This is a genomic window from Novosphingobium colocasiae, from assembly GCF_014652555.1.
In the GTDB taxonomy this organism is placed as follows: Bacteria; Pseudomonadota; Alphaproteobacteria; order Sphingomonadales; family Sphingomonadaceae; genus Novosphingobium; species Novosphingobium colocasiae.
On the sequence record NZ_BMZA01000007.1, the window covers coordinates 1 to 24,546 of the forward strand.

Sequence of the window (24,546 nt, forward strand, 5' to 3'; positions counted from 1 at the left end):
TCAACCACACGGAATCACACCTGCTCCCTCCTTTCAATCACGATGTGTGCATCCGGTAGCTTACGGACGGGGAGCCGAGTGGCTCAAGAGGCGGGGTGAGCTGCCGCCTGCTGCGCGCTGTCGGCACCGTGCGCGGCAATGCCCGGCCGCGCCATGGCTTCTCCGATCAGCAGCAGCGCCGGGCCATCGCCGAGCGCCGTGCGGGCGGCAAGCGGCAGCAGGTCGAGGCGGGTGTGGAACTGCCGCACGTCCGGCAGGCTGACATTCTCCACCAGCGCCACCGGCGTTGCCGGAGGGAGGCCGGCGGCGATGAGCCGGGCGGAGACTTCGGACGCCGCAGCCTTGCCCATATAGACCGCCAGCGTGGCTTCGGGATCGGCCAATCGCTGCCAGTCGATGTCCAGCGTTTCGCCGGCGCGGGCGTGCGCGGTGACGAAAGTGAGCTTGCGGGCAAGGCCGCGCAGGGTGAGCGAAGCTCCCAGGCTGGCGGCCGCGCCGCTGGCGGCGGTCACCCCGGGGCAGATCCGGATGGGCACCCCGGCCGCGCGCGCGGCGTCCAGTTCTTCGGTCGCGCGGCCGAAGATCGAAGGATCGCCGCCCTTGAGCCGCACGACATGCTCACCCGCCAGCGCCGCCTCGACGATCAGCGCGTCGATCGTCTTCTGGTCCTTGGAATGACGGCCCGAGCGCTTGCCGACGGCAACCCGGCGGGTTGCAGCGGGGATGAGGTCCATGATCCCGGCACCGACGAGGGCGTCGTAGAAGATGACCGTAGCGCTGCGGATCAGCCGTTCGGCCTTGCGGGTGAGGAGTTCGGGATCACCGGGACCGGCACCGACCAGCCAGATCGAACCTTGGGGGAAATCGGTCACTGCGCAGCCTCCATCAGGGGGGTGGAGAAAGAATCGAGCAATCGGGCGATGGCCGGGCGGCACGAGCCGCAGTTGGTGCCCGCGCGGGTGCATTCGCCGACCTGGGCGACGGTGGAGGCCCCGCTTTCGGCGGCGGCGGTGATATCGTTCTCGCCCACCCCGTGGCAGACGCAGACGATCGGCCCGCGATCCGGCAACGGCGTGCTGGGGCGACCGGCGAGCAGTTCCGCAGCCATCGCTTCATCCGAACCGAGCTGCGCGGCGATCCAGGCACGCGGCGGCAGTTCGCCCGATCGCGTGACATAGGCCGCGCCGACCAGTTCCCCGCCCTGCCCGCGCACCGCGATCCGACGCATGCCGCGCACCAGATCGACCACTTCGAAACGCTCACCCGCAGGCAGCAGCGCATCGACATCGATCGCGCCGTCCCCGGCCAGTTCGTAAAGCCAGCCTGCACCTTGCCGGCTCCGCGCCCAGTAGACCAGTCCTTCCGGCTCGAGCACATCGGTGGCCACCACGAAGGCCCGCCATTCCGGGTTTACCGGGACGACACGCGCGGCGCTGTTCTTGAAGCCGGGCTGGCCGGACACCGGATCGACCGCCTGCGACGGCACCCGGTTCGACCGGCCACCCCCGGCCATGGTGTCGGTCCAGTGCATCGGCACGCATAGTTCGCCGCGCCGCTGGCCCTCGCTGAGCGAAACCCGGAACACCGCCGATCCATGCGTGCTTTCCACGCGGGCAAGGCCACCGTCGGTCAGCGCCGCGGCCAAGGCGTCTTGCGGGTGGATTTCCAGCAAGGGCTCCGGCCGGTGCTGCGAAAGCGTGCGCGACAGGCCGGTGCGGGTCATCGTATGCCACTGATCGCGATAGCGCGCGGTGTTGAGCCGGAACGGATAGACCGGGTCCGCCGCGATCGTTGCCGGTTCCACCCGCACCATCCGCGCCTTGCCGCTGGCGGTCGGGTAGCCGGCGGCCAGCGGATAAGTCCCGCCCCACTGGAACGGCTCCATCGCCGCATATTCGGCATCCGTCACCGCGCCCCAGGCGGTAAGATCGAGCAGCTTGCCGCGCGCTGCCGCGAGCGCGGTCATCTGCGCGTATTCACGGAACACGTCGGCCGCCGAAGCCCACCCGAAGCCGTCGCCCCAGCCCATCCGCTGCGCGACCTGGGCGATGATCTGCCAATCGGCCCGCGTTTCGCCGGGCGCGGCGAACAGCGCGCGCTGGCGGCTGATGCGCCGTTCCGAGTTCGTGACGGTGCCGTCCTTTTCGCCCCAGCCGTGGGCGGGCAGCTTGATATGGGCAAAGCGCGCGGTGTCGGTATCGGCGATGATTTCGGACACCACCACCGTCGGGCAGCGCGACAGCGCCTCGCGCACGAAACCGCTGTCGGGCAAGGACACCGCCGGGTTCGTCGCCATCACCCACAGGAAGCGGATGCGCCCGTCATGGACGGCGCGGAACATCTCCACCGCCTTGAGGCCAGGACGGGTGCAGATGTTGGGCGCGTTCCAGAACCCGGCGACGTCGGCCAGTTCGTCTTCGCCGAAGCCCAGGTGGCAGGCCAGCATATTGGCCAGCCCGCCCACCTCGCGCCCGCCCATGGCGTTGGGCTGGCCGGTGATGCTGAACGGTCCCGCCCTGGCGCGGTTGATACGTCCGGTGGCGAGGTGGAAGTTGATGATCGCGTTGCCCTTGTCGGTCCCGCTGACAGACTGGTTCGCGCCCTGGCTGAACAGGGTGATCGTGCGCGGGGTGGCGGCGACCAGATCGCACAGTTGCGCGAACAGGGCGTCGGGGATGCCGGTTTCACAGGGCAGCGCGTCCCAGAACCCGGCATCCGCCTCTACGTGTGCGGCGAGGTATTCCTCGTCCACCAGATCGCGCCGTCGCATCTCTGCCAGCAGCGCGTTGAACAGGGCCACATCACCATCTGGGGCAACGGGAATGTGCAAGTCCGCCTGCTCGGCGGTTTCGGTGCGGCGCGGATCGACGACAACGATCTTCGTGCCCCGGCGCTGGCGGCTCTCCTCGATACGCTGCCACACGACCGGATGACACCACGCGGTGTTGGAGCCCACCAGCACGATCAGATCCGCTTCGTCCAGATCCTCGTAGGAACACGGCACCACGTCTTCACCGAAGGCGCGATTATGCGCTGCCACGGCGCTCGCCATGCACAGCCGCGAATTGGTATCGATGTTGCCGCTGCCGACATAGCCTTTCATCAGCTTGTTGGCGGCGTAGTAATCCTCGGTCAGCAACTGGCCCGAGACATAGAGCGCCACGCTGTCTGGCCCATGCTCGGCGATGGTCTGGCGCATGCGGGCGGCGACGCTGTCGAGCGCTTCGTCCCAGCCGACCTGTCGGCCGTCGATAACCGGATGGAGCAGCCGCCCTTCCAGCCCCACCGTCTCCCCCAGGTGCGTGCCCTTGGAGCACAGCTTGCCGGCGTTGGCGGGATGCGAACGGTCCCCGGCGATGGAGACCCCCCGATCCCCACCGCCGGAAACCTCGGCCACGATCCCGCAGCCGACCCCGCAATAGGCGCAAGTGGTTCGGACCGCCCCCATGGGACCCGCCCCCCTCAAGCCGCCCGGGCGCCGGCTTCGCCGCCGCCGATCACGGCAGAGCGGAGAAGATAGAGCCGCCCGGCATCGACCTTGAGCGGGATGGTCGGCACGCAGCCTTCATCCTCGCCCAGCGCCTTGCCGTTGCGCAGCGAGATGTTCCAGTTGTGCAGCGGGCAGGTCACCACATCGCCATGGACGATGCCCTGGCTGAGCGGCCCCTGCTTGTGCGGGCACTTGTTGACGAGCGCGAAGAATTCGCCGCACAGGGTGTGGAACACGGCGATCTCTTCACCGCCCTGCACCGGCAGGGTGCGCGCGGTGCCCGCTTCGATCTGGTTGATCGGGCCGATATCCAGCCAGTTGCCGATCATCACGCGTTCTCCATCTGGATCGCAGGGAAAGGACGCACCTCCGCCAGGTGCTGGTGCAGCTTGGCTTCATCGCCTGCGGCGCGTTTCGCCCAGGGATCGTCCTGCATGAACTGCTGCGAATGGCGGAAGCGGGCGGCATACCGGCCTATCGCGCCTTCCGCCTCCAGCTTGTCCTTGACGTATTGCAGCCCCACCCGCTCGATCCACGGCGCGGTGCGTTCCAGATAGTGCGCATCCTCGCGGTAGAGTTGGATGAACGCGGCGCACACCTCCAGCGCCTCCTCTTCGGTGGCGACCTTCATCAGCAGGTCGGTAGCGCGCACCTTGATGCCGCCGTTGCCGCCGACATGCAGTTCGTAGCCGGAATCGACGCAGACAATGCCGAAGTCCTTGATCGTCGCTTCGGCACAGTTGCGCGGGCAGCCGCTGACGGCGATCTTGAACTTGTGCGGCATCCAACTGCCCCAGGTCATATGTTCTATCTTGACGCCCAGCCCGGTCGAATCCTGCGTTCCGAAGCGGCACCATTCCGAACCGACACAAGTCTTCACCGTGCGCAGCGACTTGCCGTAGGCGTGGCCCGAAACCATGCCGGCGGCATTGAGATCGGCCCAGACGGCGGGCAGGTCTTCCTTCCTGATCCCGAAGATGTCGAGTCGCTGGCCGCCGGTCACCTTGACCATCGGCGCGTTGTACTTCTCCACCACATCGGCGATCGCGCGCAGTTCCTGCGGATTGGTAAGCCCGCCCCACATGCGCGGGACGACCGAATAGGTGCCGTCCTTCTGGATGTTGGCGTGCATGCGTTCGTTGACGAACCGGCTCTTCTGGTCATCGACATACTGGCCGGGCCAGGCGCACAGCAGGTAGTAGTTCAGCGCCGGGCGGCACGAGGCGCAGCCATCGGGGGTGGACCAGTGCAATTCCTGCATGACCTGCGGGATCAGCCGCAGTTCCTTTTCGACGATCAGGCGGCGCACATCGTCATGGGTGAAGCTGGTGCACTTGCACAGCGTCTTCGGCCCGCTGTCGACATTGCCGCCCAGCGTCAGCGCCAGCAGGCTCTCCACCAGCCCGGTGCACGACCCGCACGAGGCCGAAGCCTTGCAGCCGGACCGCACCGCGTCGAGCGAGTGCGCGCCACCTTCGATGCAGGCGACAACCTTGCCCTTGGACACGCCGTTGCAACCGCAGATTTCCGCATCGTCGGAAAGGGCGGCAACGGCGGCATTAGGGTCCGCAAGGGCACCCCCGGCGGCAAACGCCTGGCCGAAGATCAGCGCCTCGCGAATGTCCGAGACATCCTCGCCGCGCTTTATCATGTCGAAATACCAGGAACCGTCCGCCGTATCGCCATAGAGCACGGCACCGACGATCTTCGCGTCCTTGACGATGACGCGCTTGTACACCCCGCGCGAAGCATCGCGCATGACGATATCCTCGCAGCCTTCGCCGCCCGAGAAGTCGCCGCCCGAGAACAGGTCGATCCCCGAGACCTTGAGCTTGGTGGACGTAACGGAACCCTGGTAGCCGGCCGATTCCGGGGCAGCCTCGGTCGCCTTGTCGGCCAACACGCGGCACATGTCCCAGAGCGGCGCGACCAGACCGTAGCAGGCACCGCGATGTTGCACGCATTCGCCGACCGCCATGACCGCCGGATCGGATGTCACCATGTGATCATCGACGACGATGCCCCGCTCGACCGTGAGGCCGGATGCCGCTGCCAGCGCGGTGTTGGGGCGGATGCCCACCGCCATCACGACGATATCGGCATCGATGACGCTGCCGTCCTCCAGCCGCACGCCGGTGACCTTGCCGTCTGCCCCGAGGATTTCCTTGGTGTTCGCGCCGGTCAGGATAGTCTGGCCGCGGCGTTCCAGTTCGGTCTTGAGGAGATACCCCGCCGCTTCATCAAGCTGGCGTTCCATCAGCGTGGGCATGAGGTGGATGACGGTGACCTTCATCCCGCGCAGGTTGAGGCCATGCGCCGCTTCCAGCCCGAGCAGGCCGCCGCCGATGACCACCGCGCTCCCGCCGCGTTCCGCTGCGGCGAGCATCTTGCCGACATCGTCGAGGTCGCGGAAGGTGACGACGCCTTCGAGATCCTTGCCCGGTACCGGGATAATGAAAGGATCGGAACCGGTGGCGATCAGCAGCCGGTCGTAAGGCTCGGCGCGCCCAGAAGCGGCGATGACGGTCTGCGTGGTGCGATCGATCTCCACCACCCTGTCACCGGAGACCAGGGTGATGCCGTTATCATCGTACCAGCCTTGTGGATTGATGACGATCTGTTCGAAGCTCTTGTCGCCGGCCAGCACCGGGGAGAGCATGATCCGGTCATAGTTGACGCGCGGTTCGGCACCGAAAATGACGACATCATAGCGGCCCGGATCGCGGGCGAGGATTTCCTCTACCGCGCGGCATCCGGCCATGCCGTTGCCGACCACCACCAGCCGCTCGCGGGGCGGGCCGGACTGGGGGCCCGGCGCATCGCCCGCCTCGATCTTGCTCGGTGCATTCACGTCACGTCTCCATCCGCAACGCGCACAAAAAAACCGCCTCGGGCATTCCCCTGAAGGGCAATGCACGGGCGGCTTCGTTGCCACGCGTATGTCAATCTGAATGCGAGGGCACCGTAACGGTCCAACGCTGGACCGGCGCACTCAATCGCTGATTACTCTCTAACCGATTCGGCAGGCCGGGAGCAAGCGGGTTTTTGCATTGCAGCAGACTTTGGCGATCACGCCAAAGTCTGCCGAAATCCGGGAGAGCGCGGCGTGCCCTCCCGGATCGGTGCCAAGGGGATAGCCTGGCGAGCCGGAAAAACTGTGCACCGCAAAATGCGCGGCGGGCGGATCAGTAGGCGAATTCGAGCTGCAGCCAGAACACGTCCTTGTCGGCCAGCGCGAACGGACCGGAATTGTTGCCGTTGAAGCTGGCGTATTTGCCCAGCACCGAGAACTGCTGAAACTTGAAGCCGAGCTGCGCATCCCATTCGGTGCCGTACTTGAGGTTGGCGATGGCGCTATCGAACTGATGGTACACCACCGTCGCGGCCACGCCCTTGATCGCCCCGAAATCGCCGACCTTGTAGGATGCCGAACCATAGGCGTCCTGCAGGCCGTTGACGGGGGTGTTCAGGAACACGTCGGCCCAGCCGTTGAACTTGTGCAGCGTCGCCATCGGCGTCTGCATCGCACGGCCCTTGTCCGTCCCGAGCTTTTCGTAGCCGCCGGCCAGCCGGAAGCCGGAGACCGTCACCCCCGCCTCGGCAGCGATATAGACCGCGTCGAAGTTCAGGCTGCCCTTGTAGTCCGACTGGCGGGCATAGGAGCCCATCAGGTCAAGCTTGACCGTCTTCGCCAGCGGCAGCTCGGTGGTTGCCCGCGCGCCCAGGGTCTTGCTGGAAAGCGGTGCGCCCGGCTCCAGATCATAGTCGAGATAGTACCCGAAGCCCTTGAGGTTGACCGGCCCCAGCTTGACCCCGGCCCCCATCATCAGGAAGCTGCCACCCCATGACTGGCGGTTGGCGGCATCGACGCCGAAGATCGTGCGCTGGCCCCAGGAATAGATCGCATCGAGCGAAACCGGCCCGACCTTGGCCTCGCCGCGCACGGCATCGAAGGTCTGCTCGTCCTGACGCCAGGCGACCGAGCCGACCCAGCGCTGATCGTCCAGATTGATCCGCTGCCGGCCGAAGGTCACGCCATTGCCCTTGTTCTTGTAGGAGAATTGCAGGCGGTTGAGCCCGATCGTCTCCGGATCGGGAACCACCGAATAGAGGCCCGGCTTGGACTGGCTTTCGCCCGGCACCGGGAACGGAAAGGCGTTGTAATCGTGGCCGAACGCCAGGGTCCCCTCACCCTCGACCAGGATCGAGAGGTTGTTCATCTTGAACTCGGCCCCGGCGCGCAGGCGCATAGTCACCGCATCGGCATCGAGCGGCACGGCCAGCTTGTCCTGATCGACATGCTCGTAGCGCAGCCGCCCTTCGACGATCGGATCGATCGTCAGATCGTCGCTCACCTTGATCGGATCGCCGGGCTTCGCGAATGCCGGCGCGGCGGCAAGCGAAAGCGCGAGAACGCCAGCGGAAAGAATGGTCGTCTTCATGGTTTGCGTCCCTCCAGAGGCGTCCCCCACGGACGCCTTTGCAAAAGCGGTGATGAAGACAGACGCCGTTGCCTGCCGATGCGTAGCGCCGGTTCCCTGACCGGCGTGGTCTAGCGCGTCGGACAGCGGAGCGCCTTTGCCCCGCCGCCGCCCCTCATGAGCGCGCGCATCGTCCTGCCGGTTCGTTGACCGGCGCGAATTGATTGCCCTGCGACAGGTGCCGTGGGGCGAAACGATGTGGGTCAGGTCGAGCCCCAAGTGGGCTCGCCTCCCCTGTTCCGTTCGTGTCGAGCGAAGTCGAAACACCTTGCTGCAGCGTGTCTCGACTTCGCTCGACACGAACGGGGTTATGTCAGGAAACCTGCCGAGCCTCAGGCCGCCTTGGCCGTCGGGCCGTGATCGTATTCGGCAAGGAAATGCAGCACTTCCTGGCGGTATTGGTAGAACTTGGGGTGTTCCAGCAGCTCCTTGCGGTCGCGCGGGCGCGGCAGGTCCACCTTGAGGATCTTGCCGATCGTGGCGTTCGGACCGTTCGTCATCATCACCACGCGATCGGCCAGCAGGATCGCCTCGTCGACATCATGCGTGACCATGATCGCGGTGACCTTGGTGCGGTTCCACGTTTCGACAAGAACGTCCTGCAAATCCCAGCGGGTCAGGCTGTCCAGCATGCCGAACGGCTCGTCCAGCAGCAGCAGGCGCGGGCTGAGGGCGAAAGCACGGGCGATGCCGACGCGCTGGCGCATGCCGTTCGACATTTCCGCCGCCATTTTGTCCTTTGCATCACCGAGGCCCACCCGATCGAGATAGTAATCGACGATATCGCGCCGTTCCGCCTTGGAAGCGTGCGGATAGACCCGCTCCACTCCCAGCGCCACGTTCTGGCGCGCGGTCAGCCATGGCATCAGGCTGGGGGCCTGGAACACCACCGCCTTGTCCGGCCCGGCCACGTCGATCTCGCGGTTGTCGAGGATGATGCCGCCCTTGCTGATCGCGTTGAGACCCGCCGCCATCGTCAGCACGGTCGATTTGCCGCACCCCGAATGGCCGATGAGGGAGATGAATTCGCCCTTGTCCATCAGGAGGTTGAAGTCCTCGACCACGGTCAGCGGGCCGTTGGGCGTGGGATAGACCTTGTGCAGCTTGAAGAATTCCAGATAGCGCCGCTCCACCGCAGACTTTCCGGCCGCCAGATAGGCGGCGGGCAATTCCACCGAAGGCGCGGCGGCAAGGTCCAGCGGCGTCACTTCGGGCAGCGCCACCGAACTTTCGCCCACGCTGGACCCTTCCTCGTTGAGAATGCCGAGGTAGCCGACGATCTGCTTGCGCAGCGCCTGGAAATGCACGTCATCGTTGACCGCCTCACGATCGCGCGGGCGCGGCACATCGACGGTGAAGATCTTGCCGATCCGCGCCGCCGGAGCCGGGGTGAGCACCGCCACCCGGTCAGCCAGCAGCAGCGCCTCGTCAACGTCGTTGGTGACGAGGATGATGGTGCGCTTCTCTTCCTTGCGGATACGCTCGATCTCGTCCTGCAGCTTGGCCCGGGTCAGCGCATCCAGCGCCGACAGCGGTTCATCGAGCAGGAGGATTTCCGGCTCCATCGCCAGCGCCCTGGCCACCGCCACGCGCTGGCGCATGCCGCCGGAAAGCTGCGCCGGCTTGCGATCCATCGCGTGGCCCAGGCCGACGAGCTGCACCTTCTGGCGCACCAGCGCGGCGCGATCTTCCTTCGAACGATCCTTGTGGACGGAGTCCACCGCCAGCGCGACGTTCTTCTCCACCGTCAGCCAGGGGAACAGCGAATAGGACTGGAACACCAGGCCGCGATCCTTGTCCGGCCCGTCGATCGCCTTTCCGCGCAGTTCGATCGTCCCGTTATCCGGCTCGATCAGGCCCGCAACGGCGGAAATCAGCGTGGTCTTGCCTGCGCCCGAAAAGCCCAGGATGGCGATGAACTCACCCTCTTCCACATCGAGGTCGATACCGTCGAGGACGTGGCTCACCGCACCGGTCTTGCTGCGGTAGGACTTGGTGACGCCCTTGAGCGAAAGGATCGTGGCCATGGCTGCTGTTCCTGTGCTGGTCGCTGGATCGGGGAGGAAAGCGACGGATCGGGTCAGACGGTGCGGTTGCGGCTGACGAAGGTCTGGAGGGCCATCATGATCCGGTCGAGAGCGACGCCGATCAGGCCGATCACCACCACCGCCACCATGATCCGGGCGAGCGACTGTTCGTTGCCGTTCTGGAACTCGTCCCACACGAACTTGCCGAGGCCGGGGTTCTGGGCGAGCATTTCGGCGGCGATCAGCACCATCCAGCCCACCCCCAGCGACAGCCGCATGCCGGTGAAGATGAAGGGCAGCGAGGACGGCAGGACCAGCTTGGTCAGGCGCTGGAACCAGGACAGGCGCAGCACCCGGCCAACATTGATCAGGTCCTTGTCGATCGAGGCGGTGCCGATGGCGGTATTGATCAGTGTGGGCCAGAGCGAGCACATCATGACGACGATGGCCGAGATGATGAAGCTCTTGGGCAGTGCGGGATCATCGCTGGAGACGGCGGAGGAAACCACCATGGTCACGATCGGCAACCAGGCCAGCGGGCTGATCGGCCGCATGACCTGCACCAGCGGATTGATCGCCGCGTTGAAGCGCTTCGACATGCCGGCGACGAGACCGAGCGGCACGGCAGCGATGCTCGCCAGCACAAAACCGAGACCGACCGTCTGCAGCGAGGTCAGGATCTGGTCGAAGAAAGTCGGCGCGCCGGTGTAGATCTGGCCGGCGGCTTCGGTCGCGGCCTGATCGGCGCGTGCCGCCGCATACTCGGTGGTCAGGCCGAGAAACGCATGCCAGACGTCGAGCGGTCCGGGCAGCGCGCCCAGCGACGTTTCGACCATCGGCGCGAGCAGGCCCCAGAGCAGGATAAAGGACATCACGCCCACCACCGGCGGCCAGGCGGCGTCGAACGTCGCCTTGCCGATCGGCAGCTTGAACGGGGCAGCCTTGGGCGCAACCGGCTCCGGTGCGCTGGCGGCTTCGGCCACGACCGCGGTGTCGACGGAGGGTTCGACTTGTGAACTCACGGTGAAATCGCCTTTGACGAGAACTGCGGCGGTCATGGCTCTACCTCTTACTTGACGCCTGCGGGCGTAACTTTTTGACCGTCCTTGAGACCGATCGCGAAGCCTGCGGCATAGGCGGCAGGGTGATGGGCATCGAACGCAACACCATCGATGGCCTTGCGCGAATAGGCGCGGAACCCATCGGTCTTCGGGAAGGCATCGGCAGGCGCCTTGCCGCCATCGACCAGCGCCTTGGCGGCGGCGTCGTAAAGGTCTGGGCGGTAAGCGGCCTTGACCGTATCGAGGTACCACTGATCGGGCTTGGATTCGGCGATCTGGCCCCAGCGGCGCATCTGGGTCAGGAACCAGATGCCGTCCGAATACATCGGGTAGCTGGCCTGCTGGTCGAAGAACATGTTGAATTCGGGCGTGGCGACCGTCTTGCCACCGGCGAAGGTGAACTTGCCGGTCATCGACGCCAGCAGCACCTTCTCGTCAGCGCCCACATACTTCGAATTGCTGAGCAGCTTCACCGCTTCCGGCCGGTTCTTGCCGCCATCGGCGTCCAGCCACATCGACGCGCGGATCAGCGCGCGCAGCAGTGCCTGCACCGTCTTGGGGTTCTTCGCGGCGAAAGCTTCGGTCATGCCGAAAACCTTGTCGCCGGTGGTGCCGGCAATATCGGGATCGACGATCACCGGCGCGCCGATCTTCTTGGCGACCGCCGCCTGGTTCCAGGGCTCGCCCACCGAATAACCGCTGATCGTGCCCGCCTCCATCGTCGCCGGCATCTGCGGCGGCGGCGTGACGGAGAGCTGGACATCGGCACCGGTCAGACCGGCGGTATCGCCGGGCAGATAGTATCCCGGATTCATGCCGCCGGCGGCAAGCCAGTAGCGCAGCACGTAGTTATGGGTCGAGACGGGGAACACCATCCCCATCTTGAACGGCTTGCCCTCAGCCTTGAACTTGGCGACGACGGGCTTGAGGACCGCGGCCGAAACCGGCCCGTCCGGCAGCGTGCCGACCATGCCGAGGACCTGGTTGGACAGGGTGATGCCCTTGCCGTTAAGATCGAGGCTGAACGGTGCGATCAGCCTGGTCTTCGCGCCGATGCCGGCGCTGGCGGCGAGCACCTGGCCGGCCAGCATGTGCGAAGCATCGAGATCGCCACTGACGACGCCGTTCAGAAGAACCTTCCAGTTCGCCTGCGGCTCCAGCGTCACGCTCAGGCCTTCGTCCGCGAAAAAGCCCTTTTCCTTGGCCACCACTAGGGGCGCGATGTCGGTGAGCTTGATGAAGCCGAGCTTGAGGTTGGGCTTCTCGACCGCGCCGGCGGTCGCAGCGGGCTTGGCCGCATCATTGCTCTTGCCGCAGCCTGCCAGCGCAACGCTGGCCATGAGCGCGACAACCGCTGCCCTGCGCGTGAAACCGTACCCCCGAACCTTGCTCATCTGAACCCAACCCCGCGATGTGTGAGCAAACGCAAAAAAGCCGCCTCGACGTTGGTCTTGGAAGACCACATCGGGCGGCGACGTTGCCACTGATTGCTGAAAACGCCGCAGATCGGCCATCGGTTTGTTTCCGTCCTTGGAAACCGACCGGTCTGCGTCGAGACCTGTTTAAGCGATTCGCACGTGAAGCGGCAAGCGTTTTTTGCAGCGCAGCAGATTTAGCCGGTCACGGCAGGCTGGCGAAATAGTCCGCGATGTGATGCGGATCGAACACCTTCCCGTCGAAGAAACTGTTCTGTTCCAGAACCATGGAACCCTGCTGCGTTCCGACCGCCGTGGGCGCGCCAAGGCTGCCTTCAACCTTCGAACTGGCCCCCGGCAGCGGCTCTCCGGTGCCCAGCAAGGCGCTGCGATAGACGTCCGGGCGGAACACCCGCCCGGCCCGCGCGGCATCCTCGCCATCGAACGCCATCCCGTCCCAGCGGACCATCTGGGTGTAGAGCCACTCGGCCTGGCTGACCCACGGGAAATTGGCGGCTTCGCGGTACTGGAACATGAAATCGGGATATTCCACGACCGCCCCGCCGCGCGCGATCAGCATCTGATCGGCGATGGCGCGCTGGATCAGCACCGCCGAGCCATCAAGGTATTCGGCCCGCGCCAGAATCGCGGCATTCTGCGCCGAATTCACCGGATCGACGAAGTGCGCGGCTGCCTTGCACAGAGCCCGGATCAGGCGCTGGACCTGATCGCGCTTCTCGTCGAGCACCGGTTCGCGCAGCGCCAAGACCTTCTCCACCCCGCGCCGCCAGATCTGCGACGTAGCCAGGATGATCTCGCCCGCCCCCTGCTCCACCGCCACGCTGTTCCACGGCTCGCCCACGCAGATGCCGTCAACCTCGCCCTGCGCCAGTGCATCGGCGCAGAACGGGGGTGGCACGGTGGTGATCTCGACGTCCTCGTCCGGCTTCACGCCGCACGCGGCCAGCCAGTAGCGCAGCATGTAGTTGTGGCTCGAATAGCGGTGGACGACCCCGAACGTCAGCGGCCGACCCGCCGCCTTGCGCTCGGCCACGATCGTGCGCAGCGCCGCGCCCACCTTGAACGGATCGCCGATATGGCCTTCCGGGCGCACCTGCCGCGCCAGTTCGGGGCGCAAGGTGATGGCATTGCCGTTAAGCCCCAGCACGAACGGCACGCTCAGCGGCTGCGCCGGCCTGCCGCGGCCCAGCGTCGTCGCGATCGCCAGCGGGGCGATCATGTGCGCGGCGTCGGAATGGCCATAGAGCAGGCGATCGAGCACGGTGGCCCAGCTCATGTCCTTGACCAGCCGCAGCGCGATCCCTTCGTCCTCGGCGAACCCGTGCTCATGCGCGAGGATCGGCAGGCAGGCATCGACCAGAGGCAGGAAACCGATCGTCAGTTCGTTAGTCACGTCAGCCATCTCCCAGCAGGCGCTGCGCCGTCACGATCGCCTCGGCAATATCGACGATGCGCTTGCCCTGGTTCATCGCCGCCTTGCGCAGCTCGGCATAGGCCTTGGGCTCGGGCATGCCGCGCGATTCCATGAGGATGCGCTTGGCCTTGTCGATCGTCTCGCGCTCGGCCAGCTTGCCCTGCGCTTCGGCCAGATCCTGCTGCAGGCGCGAAAAGGCATGGAAGCGCCGCACCGCCAAGTCGATGATCGGGCGGATGCGGCCCGGTGCCATGCCATCGACCACATAAGACGACACCCCGGCATCGACCGAGGCGGCAATCGCCTCGTCATCCGATTCGTCCACGAACATGGCGATCGGACGCGCCAGCGCCCGGCTGACCGCAAAGTATTCCTCCAGCACGTCGCGCGAGGGGTTTCCGAGGTCCATCAGCACGATGTCGGGATTGATCTCGCCGATGCGCGACAGCAGCCCGCGCCGTTCGGTCAGCACGAACAGTTCGCAGTCGTCGAAGGTCGCGAGGCCTTCCTGGATGATCGAAGCGCGCGCGGCGCTTTCGTCGATGATGGCAATGCGCATGGCTTCGTGTCTTTTGCAGCGCAGCAGGGCACATGCGCAAGACGGGAATTTCATGTGATACGCGATTGGCCGACAACAACGCCCAGATCGTGAAATATCGGGAGATGGACCTAATTCGCCATATGGATGCGACGTTCCTGACTTCCCGGGGGGCCATAGCGAAGCACAACCGATGCGTGCTCGGAAAAGGAATTGTGCCTGAGAATCTTCCGTAGATGAGCGTAGATTTCGTCGGCGCTCTCTCCGAAAATGGCGCCAGTGGCCATTTCTGCATTTACGCTGACGTCGCGTACTTCGCCCCTATTTCCTAACGCCCATTGCAGACGATCCACGAAATTCTCAAATTCCAGTCGATTTTTATGCCTGCTTTCAATTGTCGCTCCGTGCATAAAAAGTGTAACCGCCTGATCATCAGGCTCTTCAAGAGCGGTGAAGGCTTTCCGTTTCTTGATGAACGCAATATATACAATATAGGCCACGATCCCGGCAGGAAGCGCGAATCCGATCACCAACAGGAGCAGTACAGCCATACCTCCGTTTGCCTTCCGTGAATGCAAGGCGCAATATCGGATTTCCTATCGAGGCCAATCGCTATCAAGCCCCCCGCGTTCGCGCCGCTGGAGTTCTAGGCTTGCTCGGCTGATTAAGTATTCGCCCTCATTTCCAAGGCCCCGCCGCGCTTCTATCCTGCCCACTGTCGAGGAGCAGGTCCGGCATGTTCGGCAAGGCGTTCACTACCGGTTCCCTGCTCAGACGCCGATCGCCTGGCGCGATGCTGCGGGTGCGCGATTGTGATGAAGCGGCGGTCAGGCCCGGCGATCTGTCGCAAGAGCCGTTCGCCGGCCGGGCCATTCCCGCCGGCAAGCGCATCTACGCGATCGGCGATATCCATGGCTGTGCCGAGCAGTTTGAACATCTGCTCGATCTGATCGCCCGCGACAGTTGCGGCATGCCCACGCGCGATACCGTGATCGTGCTGCTGGGAGACCTGATCGATCGCGGACCTGCCAGTTGCCGGGTGCTGCAACTGGTCCAATTGCTGCGCGCGTCGGGCCTCCACGTCGATGCGATCATGGGCAATCACGAGGAAGTCCTGCTCAACCTGCTGGCCGCACGCACCGCACCGCTGGGCAATTTCTTCCTGCGCATCGGCGGCCGTGAGACGCTGCTGAGCTATGGCGCACCGCCCGAGCTGATCGATCGCCTGCCGCCCGAAGCGATCGCCGACGCGGCGGAGCTGTGCGTCCCGCCCGATCACATCGCGCTGATGGCAGGATTTGCCGATGCGGTGGAATGGGGAGACTTTTTCTTCACGCACGCCGGCATCGATCCCGCCCGCGATCTGGCCGATCAGAACCCGGAGACGCTTCGCTGGATTCGCGGCCCTTTCATCGATTGGCGCGGCCGCAAGGACAAGACCGTGGTCCACGGCCACACGGTGATGGCGCAAGTCGGCACCGCACCGGGCCGGGTCGGCATCGATACCGGCGCTTACCTCACCGGCACCCTCACCGCGCTGGTGCTGGAACAGGACCGCCACTGGCTGCTGCAAACGCCGCCTGCGGACTGACCGGTTCGCACCCCTCAGGCAGCAGTCGCGCGGGCGGCAGCGGCAACGGCGGGCGGGCAATCGCTTCGCGCAGGAAACCCCAGGACCAGCCGAAGTGCATGATCGCAGCGGCAACGCCCGAAGCGCAGGCACAGCGATCGCCCTGCTTCATCCCCAGCGCCACTCCGCCAACCAGCACCAGCGCCAGCCAGATCAGCCCCGGCGCGGCCAGCACGGCAGCGGGCCGGAGCCACGGCACCAACGCCGCGCCGAGCACGGCTGCGGCCACCGCCGGCACCACGCCCACCGGCAGCATCTGGCGCAGCCGCAGCGGCACCCGATGGCGGCGCAGGTTGCGGGCGCGGCCGATGCCGTAATGGCGGTACTGGCGGAACAGCGCCAACGGGCTGCGGCGCGGATAGTAGGTGATGGCGCAAGCCGGCTCCAGCCATATGCGCGCGCCGGTAGCCGCCAGCCGCCGGTCCAGCTCGGCATCCTCGTTCGCGGTGAAGTGCTCGTCATAGCCGCCGACGGCAAGGTAGCGCGCCATATCGAACAGCGCATGGTGGCCATGATCCACCCATTGCCCCCGGCCCAGGTGCCGATGCGGCGAGCCGCCCGTGCCCAGCACCGAATTCTGCGCCGCCGCCGCCGCGCGCTGGAAGCACCCGCGCCCGACGGACACCATCGGCACCACTACCGAGGTCGCGCGCCGAGCCATGGCCGCAGCCAGCAGCGCGCCGACATAATCGTCCGGATAATCGCAATGCGCATCGATCCGCACCAGCCAGCGCGCCCCTGCCCCGAACCGCCGCGCGGCAAGGTTGACGGCGGCACTCTGCAACTTCGCCGGATTGTCCAGCAGGTGCAGCCGGGACGACCGGCGCGCCAGATCGGCGACGATCCTGCGGCTGCGATCGGTGCTGCCGCCATCGGCGACGACGATGGTTTCGCCGCGTGCATGGCGCAGCAGGCCGTCGAGCAGCCGGGGCAGATGCGCCTCCTCGTTCAGGCAGGGGATGACGACCAGCACATCCTCACGCATGGCCGCCGCCCAGGATTGCGGCCATGATCGCGCGGCGCTCCGCCCCGGTCTGGAACACCGCCGCCGGATCGATCGCGCCAACAGCGGCGCGCATTGTGGTCAGCGCCGGATCGCCGCGCAGCGGCAACCGGCCGGGCAGATCGCGGGCGGGATCGTCGATCAGCAGGCCCACTTCATGCCGCGCCAGCCAGCGGCCGGTTTCCACCCTCGCCAGCGCGATCGGCACCGCGCCGTGCGCCAGCCCTTCGTAAAGCCGGTTCGGCAACAGCCAGTCCGAGTTCAGCCCTTCCTCAAAATAGTCGATCGCCCAGACGTAATCGACGCGGGCATAGAGGCCCGGCAGATCTTGCGGCTGGTAAGGGCCCAGGAAGGTGACGCCGGCCATCCCGGCCACTTGCGCCGCGAAGTCAGGGAATTCCGCCAGGCTGGGCCGCCCGGCGATGACGACGCGCACGCTTCCGGCGGACTGGCGGACGATCCGCGCCAGGTGATCAAGCGTGCGCCGGCACCGCAGCATTCCGAACCAGCCGATCACGCATGTACCCTCGGGCCGGACTGCCCCGGCTTCCTGCACGGGTTCGACCACCGGCGCTGCCGGCACCTTGTTTTCCACCAGCAGAACCGCATTGCCGCGCCCTTGCCGCTGCTGGAAATAATCGCGCGCGAACGCCGGGGAGCTGACGATCACCAGATCGGTGCAGGCCAGCAGCCGCCGCTCGATCCAGCGGATGAGCCGGGATTTTGATCCGTTTCCGAGCATGATCCGATGAACGTCAAGGCACTCGTACACCAGCCGCTGGTTCCCGCGCCGCACCCGCGCTGCCAGCGCCAGCATTTCGAGGTTCCGCGCGACAAGCACCTGGGCATCGGCCCCCAGCGCACGGATGGCGCGTGGTGACAGCAGGTGGCGCAGCACCGCGATTGTGCGCTGCAACAGCCGGGCGTCGCCGGTCTGCCCCAGATCGACCACCCTGCCCCCGCAGGCACTTGGCACCGCCGACACAGCGCGCCGGAAACCACCCAGGCGCACCGGAATTCCGGCCTCTGCCAGCATCGCCACCCGGCGCTGGATAGCGGCATCGTTCACGTCATGACCGAAATACGCGACGCCGGACGCCACCGTCTGGTCCGATTTCATCGTGTTCCCCCTCAATTCACGCTCATTTCCGAGCAAACTCGCGTTCCCTCCAACGGTGGACGCGGGCACTCTACTGAGCGGCGCAGGACAAATATCTTGCGCACCCAGACTTTGCGAAAGCGCCATGACTTTCAATCGACACAAGATCAGTTTTGGAGATAGACCTTGAAGAACGCGGCAATCACTGCCCCTTCGGACGAGGTGTACACCGCATCGAAAGGTGGAATACTTCCTGATCCGGGACGAATTCAGGCGTTCTTCATGCGACGGCGCAGGATCATGATGGTCGTCTTCATCGTCACGGCGCTGGTCGCGGCGGCTGGCCTGGCGCTGATGCCGCGCACCTATTCCGCCACGGCCGCACTGCTGCTTGAACCGCGCGAGGAGCAGCCGGTCAAAGTGGTCGATCGCGGCGTCCTCGCTCCGGCGGATGACAATCTGATCGATACCGCCGTCCAGATCATCCGTTCACCCACCGTCGCACTTGCCGTGGTGCGCCGCCTGCACCTGGCCCGCCGGCCCGAATTCGCGGCGACCGGCGATGCCGATGCGGCCCCGGACGCGCCCGCATCTGCGCCCGGCGGCGAAGGCACATCCGCTGCCGAGCGCCGTGCGATGGCGCATCTGCTGGGATCGACGGCGGTCAAGCGGATCGGCGTTACCTATTTGGTCGAGGTGTCGGCTTCGTCCCGCGACCCTCAGCTTGCTGCGGGCATCGCGAACGAGATCGCGCAGGCCTACATCGATCTGGAGACCGAGCAGCGCCTTGCCAGCAGCTCGCGCACCACCAGCCTGGTGCAGGACCGCGCCGGCAGCCTGCGCCATCAGGCGGTGTCCGACGATGCGGCGCTGCAGACCTACATGGTCCGCAACAACCTGATGAGCGCCGAAGGCGCGACGATGGCCGAGCAGGAGGTTTCCGAACTCAACCGCCAGATCGCCCAGGCCCAGGCCGAAGTGGCCGAACAGCGCGGCCGGCTTGCCGCGGCCACCGGCCAGATCGCGCGCGGCGGCGGCGGCGCGGATATCGGCGCCGCGCTGGCTTCGGATACCGTGCGCCAGTTGCGCCAGCAGGAGGCGGAAACCAGCGCGCGGCTGGCCCAGCTTGATGCCCGGTACGGCGATCGACACCCCGAAGTGGTCCAGACCCGCGACGAGCTTTCGGACATCCGCAGCCAGCTCAACAGCGAACTTGGGCGGATCGTTTCGGGCCTGCGCGGCGATGTCCAGATCGCCGAATCGCGGCTCTCCTCGCTGCTCGCCAGCCGCAACCGGGCGCGCGGCGCGCTGGCGCAGAACGGCTCGGCGCAAGTCGGCCGCTTCGAACTGGAACGCCGCGCCGAAGCCAGCCGCGCGATCTACAACGCCTATCTCACCCGCGCCAAGGAGACCGCAGAAGCGGGCGAAATCCCGGACACCGAGGCCCGCATCGCCTCGCCCGCCCGCACCCCCGGCGCGCCGTCATCGCCCAACTACCCGCTGGGGGCGCTGGCCGCGCTGGTCGCGGCGATAATGGTGGCGGGGCTCGCGGCCGGGGTTGCCGAATACGTCGAAAGCTCGGTGTCCACCAAGCATGACATCGTCGATGTGCTGGGCGCGGCTTACGCGGGCGCTGTGCCCAGCCTGGAATCGGCGACGAAGGCGCAGATCGCCGGGATCGACCCGCAGGACTATGTGCTGATGCGGCCGATGTCGCTGTTCACCGAAAGCCTGCGCGCGCTGGCCACCTTCCTCGATCTTGGCACGCCCGATGGCAGCCGGGTGGTCACCATCACCTCGCCGCTGCCGCGCGAAGGCAAGTCAACCCTGTCGATGAGCCTGGCCCGCACGCTGGCGATGGGCAAACGCCGCGTCGTGCTGATCGATGCCGACGTGCGCCACCATTCCACGTCAGACGCGCTGGCTCCCGATCGCCGCGCGGAAGGGCTGTTCCGCGTACTCGACGGGACGCGCGCGTTGGATGAGGCGCTGATCCTCGATAAGCGCAGCGGTCTCCACGTGCTGACCACCATGGGGCAGACCGGCCCGGAAGACGCTATTACCGAAGATGCGCTGGCCGCACTGATCGCGGCCTTGCGCGCACGCTTTGACATCGTAATGTTCGATTCCGCGCCGCTGCTCGGGATTGCCGAAACCCGCGTCGTCACCCGGCTTTCGGACGTGACGCTGGTGGTCGCGCGGTGGCGGCGGACGCCGATCAAGGCAATCCGCGCCGCGCTCGACCTCTTGGGCCAGGGCGGCACCCGGATCGGCGGCGTCGCGCTCAACGTCGTCAACATCCAGGAATACGCCAGCGCCGGGCTGACCGACGCTTTCAGCTACTACAAGAAGTTCAAAGGCTATTATGTCGATTGAGCCGGGCGCGATCGAGCGGGGCGGGGTGGCCGGTCGCGAACGCTATGTCGCCTTGGACGCGATCCGGGGCGCGGCGGCGCTGGCGGTGCTGTTCTATCATTTGCGCAACCTGAAGCCGGACGGGATCACGCAACCGGACGGTGCAGAGGGCGCGATGTTCGCCTCGGGCTATCTGGCGGTCGATCTGTTCTTCGTGATGAGCGGGTTCGTGATCGCGCATGCTTATGGCCACCGGCTTGGCCCGGCGCTGCCGCCCGGACGGTTCCTCGCCTTGCGCTTCGTCCGGCTGCAACCGGTGATGGCGATCGGCGTCCTGATCGGCTTCGGCTTTGCCCTCGTCCAGCGGCTGGCCGGGCTGCCGGACGCGCCGGGGCTGTTCGCCATCGCCACCTCGCTGCCGTTCAACCTGGCGATGCTGCCGAACCTGCTGCTGCCGTGCAGCCTGTTCCTGTTCAACGCGCCGGCATGGTCGCTGTTCTTCGAATTGGCCGCCAATGCCGGGTATGGCGTGCTGTTCGCCAGAGCGCGACCGATCGCGCTACGGGTATGCGCCGGAACCTGCATGGGCGGACTGGTTGGACTGGTGATCGTCGGCTGGCAGATCGGCGATATCGATCATGGCGTCGATCTGATCCACTGGCCGGTGGCGCTGGTGCGGATCGGCTTTTCGTTTCCGCTCGGGGTGCTGCTCTACCACGCGCGGGACCGCTGGGCGCGGCATATCCCGCGCTTGCCGGTCTGGCTGCTGCTAGCGGCTTGCGTTGCCGCGCTCGCCCCGTCGCCGCAAGGGATGTGGCGCGGGCTCTATGACATCGGCTTCGCCACCGTGCTGTCGCCGCTGCTGGTCATGCTGGGGGCGGTGGCGCGGCCCGGCTCCCGCAGCCTTGCCGCCGCGTCGTGGCTGGGTCTCATCTCCTATCCGCTTTATGCCCTGCATGCGCCGATCAAGCACATCGTCGAAGCAGCGGTGCCGCTGGGCTTCGCCGGATTGTACTGGACCGCCACGGTTGCCGCGCTGATCGCGGCGCATGTGGTGGCGACGCGGGTGGACGAGCCGGCGCGGGCGCTGCTCGGTCGGCTGCTTGATCGGCTGATCCAGTCGCCGCCGGCAGCCGCAACCACGCGGCGCGGGGCTCAGCCATGAGCGCCATAGCAGAGCGCGCCACCGCATCCCGCGTTATCGCCGAAGCCCCGGAGCCAGCCCAGCCCCGCGCCACGCCATCGCCCCCGCGCGGCGATGTCCTGTTCGTCAGCCGCCAGCGCATCACGGGGCCCAGGAACGGCAGTTCGGCCTACCTGCTCGATCTGGCGCAGGCGGTGCGGCGGGCCGGATATACCCCCCACCTGTTGCAACCCTCGCCCGATCTGATGGGCCGCTGGCCGTGGCTGCGGCTGGGATCGGAGCTGAGCGTATTCGCAAGCCATCGCATTCGCGGCGTGATCCGGATGGGCCGGTGGGTTATCGCCCCCGATCCCCGCGTTGGGCTGGCTGGGCTGCGGGGCCTTGCCGGCCGGCTGCTGCGCCGCCTCGGGTTCGCGCACCCGCTGCTGGCAGACCGACCACACCCTTACGCCGTCGCCGCCCCGTGGACCGCGCGCGATCACGCCTTTCTGCGGCACGGGCAGCGGCGCGCGCCGGCCATCGTGATCGCCGATTATGCGTTCCAGACCCCGGCCTTCGCCGCCTTCCCCGGCGTCCCGACCGCCGTGGTGATGCACGACCTGTTCCACCGGCGCGATGGCAACGGGCAGGATTCAGTCGCCCTGCTGACACAGGAACAGGAACTGGCCCTGCTCTCGCACGCCGATGCAGCAATCGCGATCCAGTCGGCCGAGGCCGGCTTCGTTCGCGATCATCTGCCTGGCGTGCGACCGCTGCTGGTGCCGATGGCCGTGCGTCCCGCCCCCGCTCCGCAGCCCGGAGCAGACGATCGCCTGCTGTTCGTGGGCAGCAACACCGCCCCCAATGTGGTCGGACTGCGCTGGTTTTTCGATCAGGTCTGGCCCTCCATTCGCCGGCAACGTCCGGATACGCAGCTCGATATCGCCGGCTCGGTCGCTTCGGCCTTTCCCGGCGGGGGACCGCCGGGGGTGCACTTTCACGGCATGGTCCCCGACCTTGCCCCGCTCTACGCTGCCGCCGGAGTGGCGATTTCGCCGCTGACCTTCGGCTCCGGCCTCAAGATCAAGCTGGTCGAAGCGCTGGCACACGGCAAAGCCGTGGTCGCGACGGCGACCACCCTGCAAGGGGTGGAGGACACGTGCGGTGGTGCCGTCATCCAGGCGGACGATGCGGCGCGCTTCGCCGATGCCGTGGTGGCGCTGGCGCAAGCGCCGGATCGCCGCGTGGCGCTGGCGGCGGCGGCGCTCGATTGCGCGCGGCGGCACTTTTCATCGCAAGCTTGCCACGCCGCCTTCATCGCCTGGCTGGAAGAACAGACTTCGCCCGCGAAGGTCCGGCGTTGACCACAGCCGCCCCGTCCGCCCCGGCCATCGCCGCGCCGTTGCTCTGGTCCACGCTGGCGAGCCTGGGCACGCAAGTGCTCGGCTTCGGGACCTTCGCCATCCTCGCCCGCCTGCTCGGCGCTCAGACGTTCGGACTGGTGGCGCTGGCAGCGCTGGTGATCGATCTGCTGCTGGTCATCAGCACCGCCGGCATCAACGAAGCGGTGATCCAGCGCCGCCATCTTGACGAGGTGGACGCCGATACCGCGTTCTGGGGCAATCTGGCGATGGGCACCGCGTTCTGCATCGCGACCATTGCCGGTGCCCCGCTGATCGCCACCGCGTTTCACCAGCCCGCGCTGAGCCAGGTCATCATGGCGCTGGCGGCGATCTTCGCAATCACCCCGCTCGGCGCGATCCACACCGCGCGGCTGACGCGCGACTTGCGCTTCCGCGCCGTCGCTTCGCGCAACCTGATCGCGGCGCTGGCGGGCGCGATCGCCGGAATTCCGCTCGCCTTCCTAGGCTTCGGGGTATGGGCGCTGGTGGCGCAACGCATCGCCAGCACCGCCGCGCTGGTCCTCGCGTCCTGGTGGTCATACCCTTGGCTGCCGCGCTTGCGCTGGCACCGGCAAAGCCTGATCGAGATGGTCCGCTTCGGTGCCTATCTCGGCGCATCGCGCACGCTCAACCAGCTCAACATCCGCGCGGCGGAGATGATCAGCGGCGCGCTGGTCGGGCCGGTAGCGGTCGCCTTCATCCGCGCCGGATCGCGCGTGGTAGAGGTGGTCAACCAGGTGACGTACATGCCGGTCCAGCAGATCGCCATGCCGATCCTGACGCGGGTGAACCACGATCCGGCCGCCCTGCGCGAAGCTTATCTGAAGCTCAGCCGCCTGTCCGCATTTCTGATGTTTCCCGCATTCTTCGGCTGTCTCGCCATTGCCCCGTTGATCGTGCAACTGGTGTTCGGGCCGGGTTGGGAGCCGGTGGCCGATGCCTTGCGCATCTTCACGCTGGCCGTGGTCGCCTCGCAGATCAACAACCTGATCGTGGCGGTCATTGCCGCGTTGGGGGAATCACGCGCGGTGCTGTCGTGGACGGGGGCGCAGATCGGACTCGGCATCGCCGCAGCGGTGGCGGTGGCACCCTGGGGCTGGCAGGCCATGCTGCTCACCGGCGTGCTGCGCGGCTATCTGGTCCTGCCTTATGGCTTCCACCTGCTGCGCCGCCACGCCGGCATCCGCTTTCGCGACGTGCTGTCCAGCATCGCTCCGGCGCTGGCCAGTTCGCTGCTGATGGCGATGGCGGTTGCCGCCGGGCTGCACTGGTCTCCTGCCGCCTTACCATTGCCGGCACTGCTGGCGCTGTGTTTGCCGGCGGGAGCGCTGGTCTATCTTGCCGCTTACCTGTGGCAGGATCGCACGATTCTGGCCCAGCTTTCGGCCCTCCTCGCCACGCGCCGTGCCCGTGCGGGGGTGTAACCCCCACATCATCCACAGCCGCCGATTGGCAGATTGTAACTTGTCCGCCGCTGCGCCATCCT

At 66.5% G+C, this 24,546-nt stretch carries 18 protein-coding genes; 5 read left to right on the forward strand and 13 right to left on the reverse strand.

Going from position 1 to position 24,546, the window contains the following annotated elements; genetic code table 11:
- Positions 1-83: 83 nt before the first annotated feature.
- The 11 genes from cobA to IE122_RS10595 all read right to left on the reverse strand — a co-directional run bounded on the left by cobA (position 84) and on the right by IE122_RS10595 (position 14,998).
- Positions 84-872, reverse strand: a complete 789-nt coding sequence (gene cobA / locus IE122_RS10545; protein ID WP_229814020.1) for a uroporphyrinogen-III C-methyltransferase — start codon at positions 870-872, stop codon at positions 84-86.
- A complete protein-coding gene (locus tag IE122_RS10550; protein ID WP_189621140.1) occupies positions 869-3,448 on the reverse strand; it encodes a nitrate reductase in 2,580 nt (859 codons plus the stop codon). The genes cobA and IE122_RS10550 overlap by 4 nt, the downstream gene beginning before the upstream one ends.
- A gap of 14 nt (positions 3,449-3,462) precedes the next feature.
- Positions 3,463-3,819 carry a nitrite reductase small subunit NirD gene (gene nirD / locus IE122_RS10555; RefSeq protein ID WP_189621141.1) on the reverse strand — a complete coding sequence of 119 codons (357 nt, stop codon included), beginning with the start codon at positions 3,817-3,819 and terminating at the stop codon, positions 3,463-3,465.
- Positions 3,819-6,341 (reverse strand): nitrite reductase large subunit NirB, encoded by a 2,523-nt coding sequence (gene nirB / locus IE122_RS10560; protein WP_373299132.1) that lies wholly within the window; start codon positions 6,339-6,341, stop codon positions 3,819-3,821. Before nirB ends, nirD begins: the two co-directional genes overlap by 1 nt.
- Before the next feature lie 334 nt (positions 6,342-6,675).
- Positions 6,676-7,932 (reverse strand): alginate export family protein, encoded by a 1,257-nt coding sequence (locus IE122_RS10565; RefSeq protein ID WP_189621142.1) that lies wholly within the window; start codon positions 7,930-7,932, stop codon positions 6,676-6,678.
- A 371-nt stretch (positions 7,933-8,303) separates the two neighbouring features.
- On the reverse strand, positions 8,304-9,998 hold the full coding sequence (locus IE122_RS10570; RefSeq protein WP_189621143.1) for an ABC transporter ATP-binding protein: 1,695 nt from the start codon (positions 9,996-9,998) through the stop codon (positions 8,304-8,306).
- A gap of 53 nt (positions 9,999-10,051) precedes the next feature.
- Positions 10,052-11,056 (reverse strand): ABC transporter permease, encoded by a 1,005-nt coding sequence (locus tag IE122_RS10575; RefSeq protein WP_189621144.1) that lies wholly within the window; start codon positions 11,054-11,056, stop codon positions 10,052-10,054.
- A gap of 11 nt (positions 11,057-11,067) precedes the next feature.
- The gene (locus IE122_RS10580; RefSeq protein ID WP_229814022.1) at positions 11,068-12,453 is read right to left on the reverse strand and encodes a CmpA/NrtA family ABC transporter substrate-binding protein; all 1,386 of its coding nucleotides are present in this window, start codon (positions 12,451-12,453) and stop codon (positions 11,068-11,070) included.
- Positions 12,454-12,679: 226 nt separating this feature from the next.
- Positions 12,680-13,888, reverse strand: a complete 1,209-nt coding sequence (locus IE122_RS10585) for an ABC transporter substrate-binding protein (protein WP_189621264.1) — start codon at positions 13,886-13,888, stop codon at positions 12,680-12,682.
- A 1-nt stretch (position 13,889) separates the two neighbouring features.
- The gene (locus IE122_RS10590) at positions 13,890-14,468 is read right to left on the reverse strand and encodes an ANTAR domain-containing response regulator (protein ID WP_189621145.1); all 579 of its coding nucleotides are present in this window, start codon (positions 14,466-14,468) and stop codon (positions 13,890-13,892) included.
- 110 nt (positions 14,469-14,578) lie between these two features.
- On the reverse strand, positions 14,579-14,998 hold the full coding sequence (locus tag IE122_RS10595; RefSeq protein WP_189621146.1) for a hypothetical protein: 420 nt from the start codon (positions 14,996-14,998) through the stop codon (positions 14,579-14,581).
- Positions 14,999-15,183: 185 nt separating this feature from the next.
- On the opposite strand from IE122_RS10595, the gene IE122_RS10600 reads away from it, so the two are divergent.
- Entirely contained in the window at positions 15,184-16,038 is an 855-nt protein-coding gene (locus IE122_RS10600; RefSeq protein ID WP_189621147.1) for a metallophosphoesterase, read from the forward strand.
- Here IE122_RS10600 and IE122_RS10605 read toward each other — a convergent pair.
- Together IE122_RS10605 and IE122_RS10610 are read right to left on the reverse strand one after the other, a co-directional pair.
- Positions 15,977-17,062 (reverse strand): glycosyltransferase family 2 protein, encoded by a 1,086-nt coding sequence (locus tag IE122_RS10605; RefSeq protein WP_189621148.1) that lies wholly within the window; start codon positions 17,060-17,062, stop codon positions 15,977-15,979. The two genes, IE122_RS10600 and IE122_RS10605, sit on opposite strands and share 62 nt — an antisense overlap.
- On the reverse strand, positions 17,055-18,200 hold the full coding sequence (locus IE122_RS10610) for a glycosyltransferase (RefSeq protein WP_189621149.1): 1,146 nt from the start codon (positions 18,198-18,200) through the stop codon (positions 17,055-17,057). The genes IE122_RS10605 and IE122_RS10610 overlap by 8 nt, the downstream gene beginning before the upstream one ends.
- A gap of 261 nt (positions 18,201-18,461) precedes the next feature.
- Here IE122_RS10610 and IE122_RS10615 point away from each other — a divergent pair, with 261 nt between their 5' ends.
- The 4 genes from IE122_RS10615 to IE122_RS10630 are packed head-to-tail and all read left to right on the forward strand — an operon-like array spanning position 18,462 to position 24,484.
- On the forward strand, positions 18,462-20,555 hold the full coding sequence (locus IE122_RS10615) for a GumC family protein (RefSeq protein WP_373299133.1): 2,094 nt from the start codon (positions 18,462-18,464) through the stop codon (positions 20,553-20,555).
- Positions 20,545-21,699 (forward strand): acyltransferase family protein, encoded by a 1,155-nt coding sequence (locus IE122_RS10620; protein WP_189621151.1) that lies wholly within the window; start codon positions 20,545-20,547, stop codon positions 21,697-21,699. Before IE122_RS10615 ends, IE122_RS10620 begins: the two co-directional genes overlap by 11 nt.
- Positions 21,696-23,021 (forward strand): glycosyltransferase, encoded by a 1,326-nt coding sequence (locus tag IE122_RS10625; RefSeq protein ID WP_189621152.1) that lies wholly within the window; start codon positions 21,696-21,698, stop codon positions 23,019-23,021. The genes IE122_RS10620 and IE122_RS10625 overlap by 4 nt, the downstream gene beginning before the upstream one ends.
- On the forward strand, positions 23,018-24,484 hold the full coding sequence (locus IE122_RS10630; RefSeq protein WP_189621153.1) for a lipopolysaccharide biosynthesis protein: 1,467 nt from the start codon (positions 23,018-23,020) through the stop codon (positions 24,482-24,484). The genes IE122_RS10625 and IE122_RS10630 overlap by 4 nt, the downstream gene beginning before the upstream one ends.
- The last annotated feature ends 62 nt before the right edge of the window (positions 24,485-24,546 follow it).

What these genes read in the sequence shown, in the direction of transcription:
- IE122_RS10625 (WP_189621152.1), top strand. Translation starts at nt 21,696, where the DNA reads ATGAGCGCCATAGCAGAGCGCGCCACCGCATCCCGCGTTATCGCCGAA.
- IE122_RS10600 (WP_189621147.1), top strand. Translation starts at nt 15,184, where the DNA reads ATGTTCGGCAAGGCGTTCACTACCGGTTCCCTGCTCAGACGCCGATCG.
- nirD (WP_189621141.1), bottom strand. Translation starts at nt 3,819, where the DNA reads ATGATCGGCAACTGGCTGGATATCGGCCCGATCAACCAGATCGAAGCG.
- IE122_RS10605 (WP_189621148.1), bottom strand. Translation starts at nt 17,062, where the DNA reads ATGCGTGAGGATGTGCTGGTCGTCATCCCCTGCCTGAACGAGGAGGCG.
- IE122_RS10570 (WP_189621143.1), bottom strand. Translation starts at nt 9,998, where the DNA reads ATGGCCACGATCCTTTCGCTCAAGGGCGTCACCAAGTCCTACCGCAGC.
- IE122_RS10550 (WP_189621140.1), bottom strand. Translation starts at nt 3,448, where the DNA reads ATGGGGGCGGTCCGAACCACTTGCGCCTATTGCGGGGTCGGCTGCGGG.
- IE122_RS10620 (WP_189621151.1), top strand. Translation starts at nt 20,545, where the DNA reads ATGTCGATTGAGCCGGGCGCGATCGAGCGGGGCGGGGTGGCCGGTCGC.
- IE122_RS10610 (WP_189621149.1), bottom strand. Translation starts at nt 18,200, where the DNA reads ATGAAATCGGACCAGACGGTGGCGTCCGGCGTCGCGTATTTCGGTCAT.
- IE122_RS10615 (WP_373299133.1), top strand. Translation starts at nt 18,462, where the DNA reads ATGCGACGGCGCAGGATCATGATGGTCGTCTTCATCGTCACGGCGCTG.
- IE122_RS10595 (WP_189621146.1), bottom strand. Translation starts at nt 14,998, where the DNA reads ATGGCTGTACTGCTCCTGTTGGTGATCGGATTCGCGCTTCCTGCCGGG.
- IE122_RS10575 (WP_189621144.1), bottom strand. Translation starts at nt 11,056, where the DNA reads ATGACCGCCGCAGTTCTCGTCAAAGGCGATTTCACCGTGAGTTCACAA.
- IE122_RS10590 (WP_189621145.1), bottom strand. Translation starts at nt 14,468, where the DNA reads ATGCGCATTGCCATCATCGACGAAAGCGCCGCGCGCGCTTCGATCATC.
- IE122_RS10565 (WP_189621142.1), bottom strand. Translation starts at nt 7,932, where the DNA reads ATGAAGACGACCATTCTTTCCGCTGGCGTTCTCGCGCTTTCGCTTGCC.
- IE122_RS10580 (WP_229814022.1), bottom strand. Translation starts at nt 12,453, where the DNA reads ATGAGCAAGGTTCGGGGGTACGGTTTCACGCGCAGGGCAGCGGTTGTC.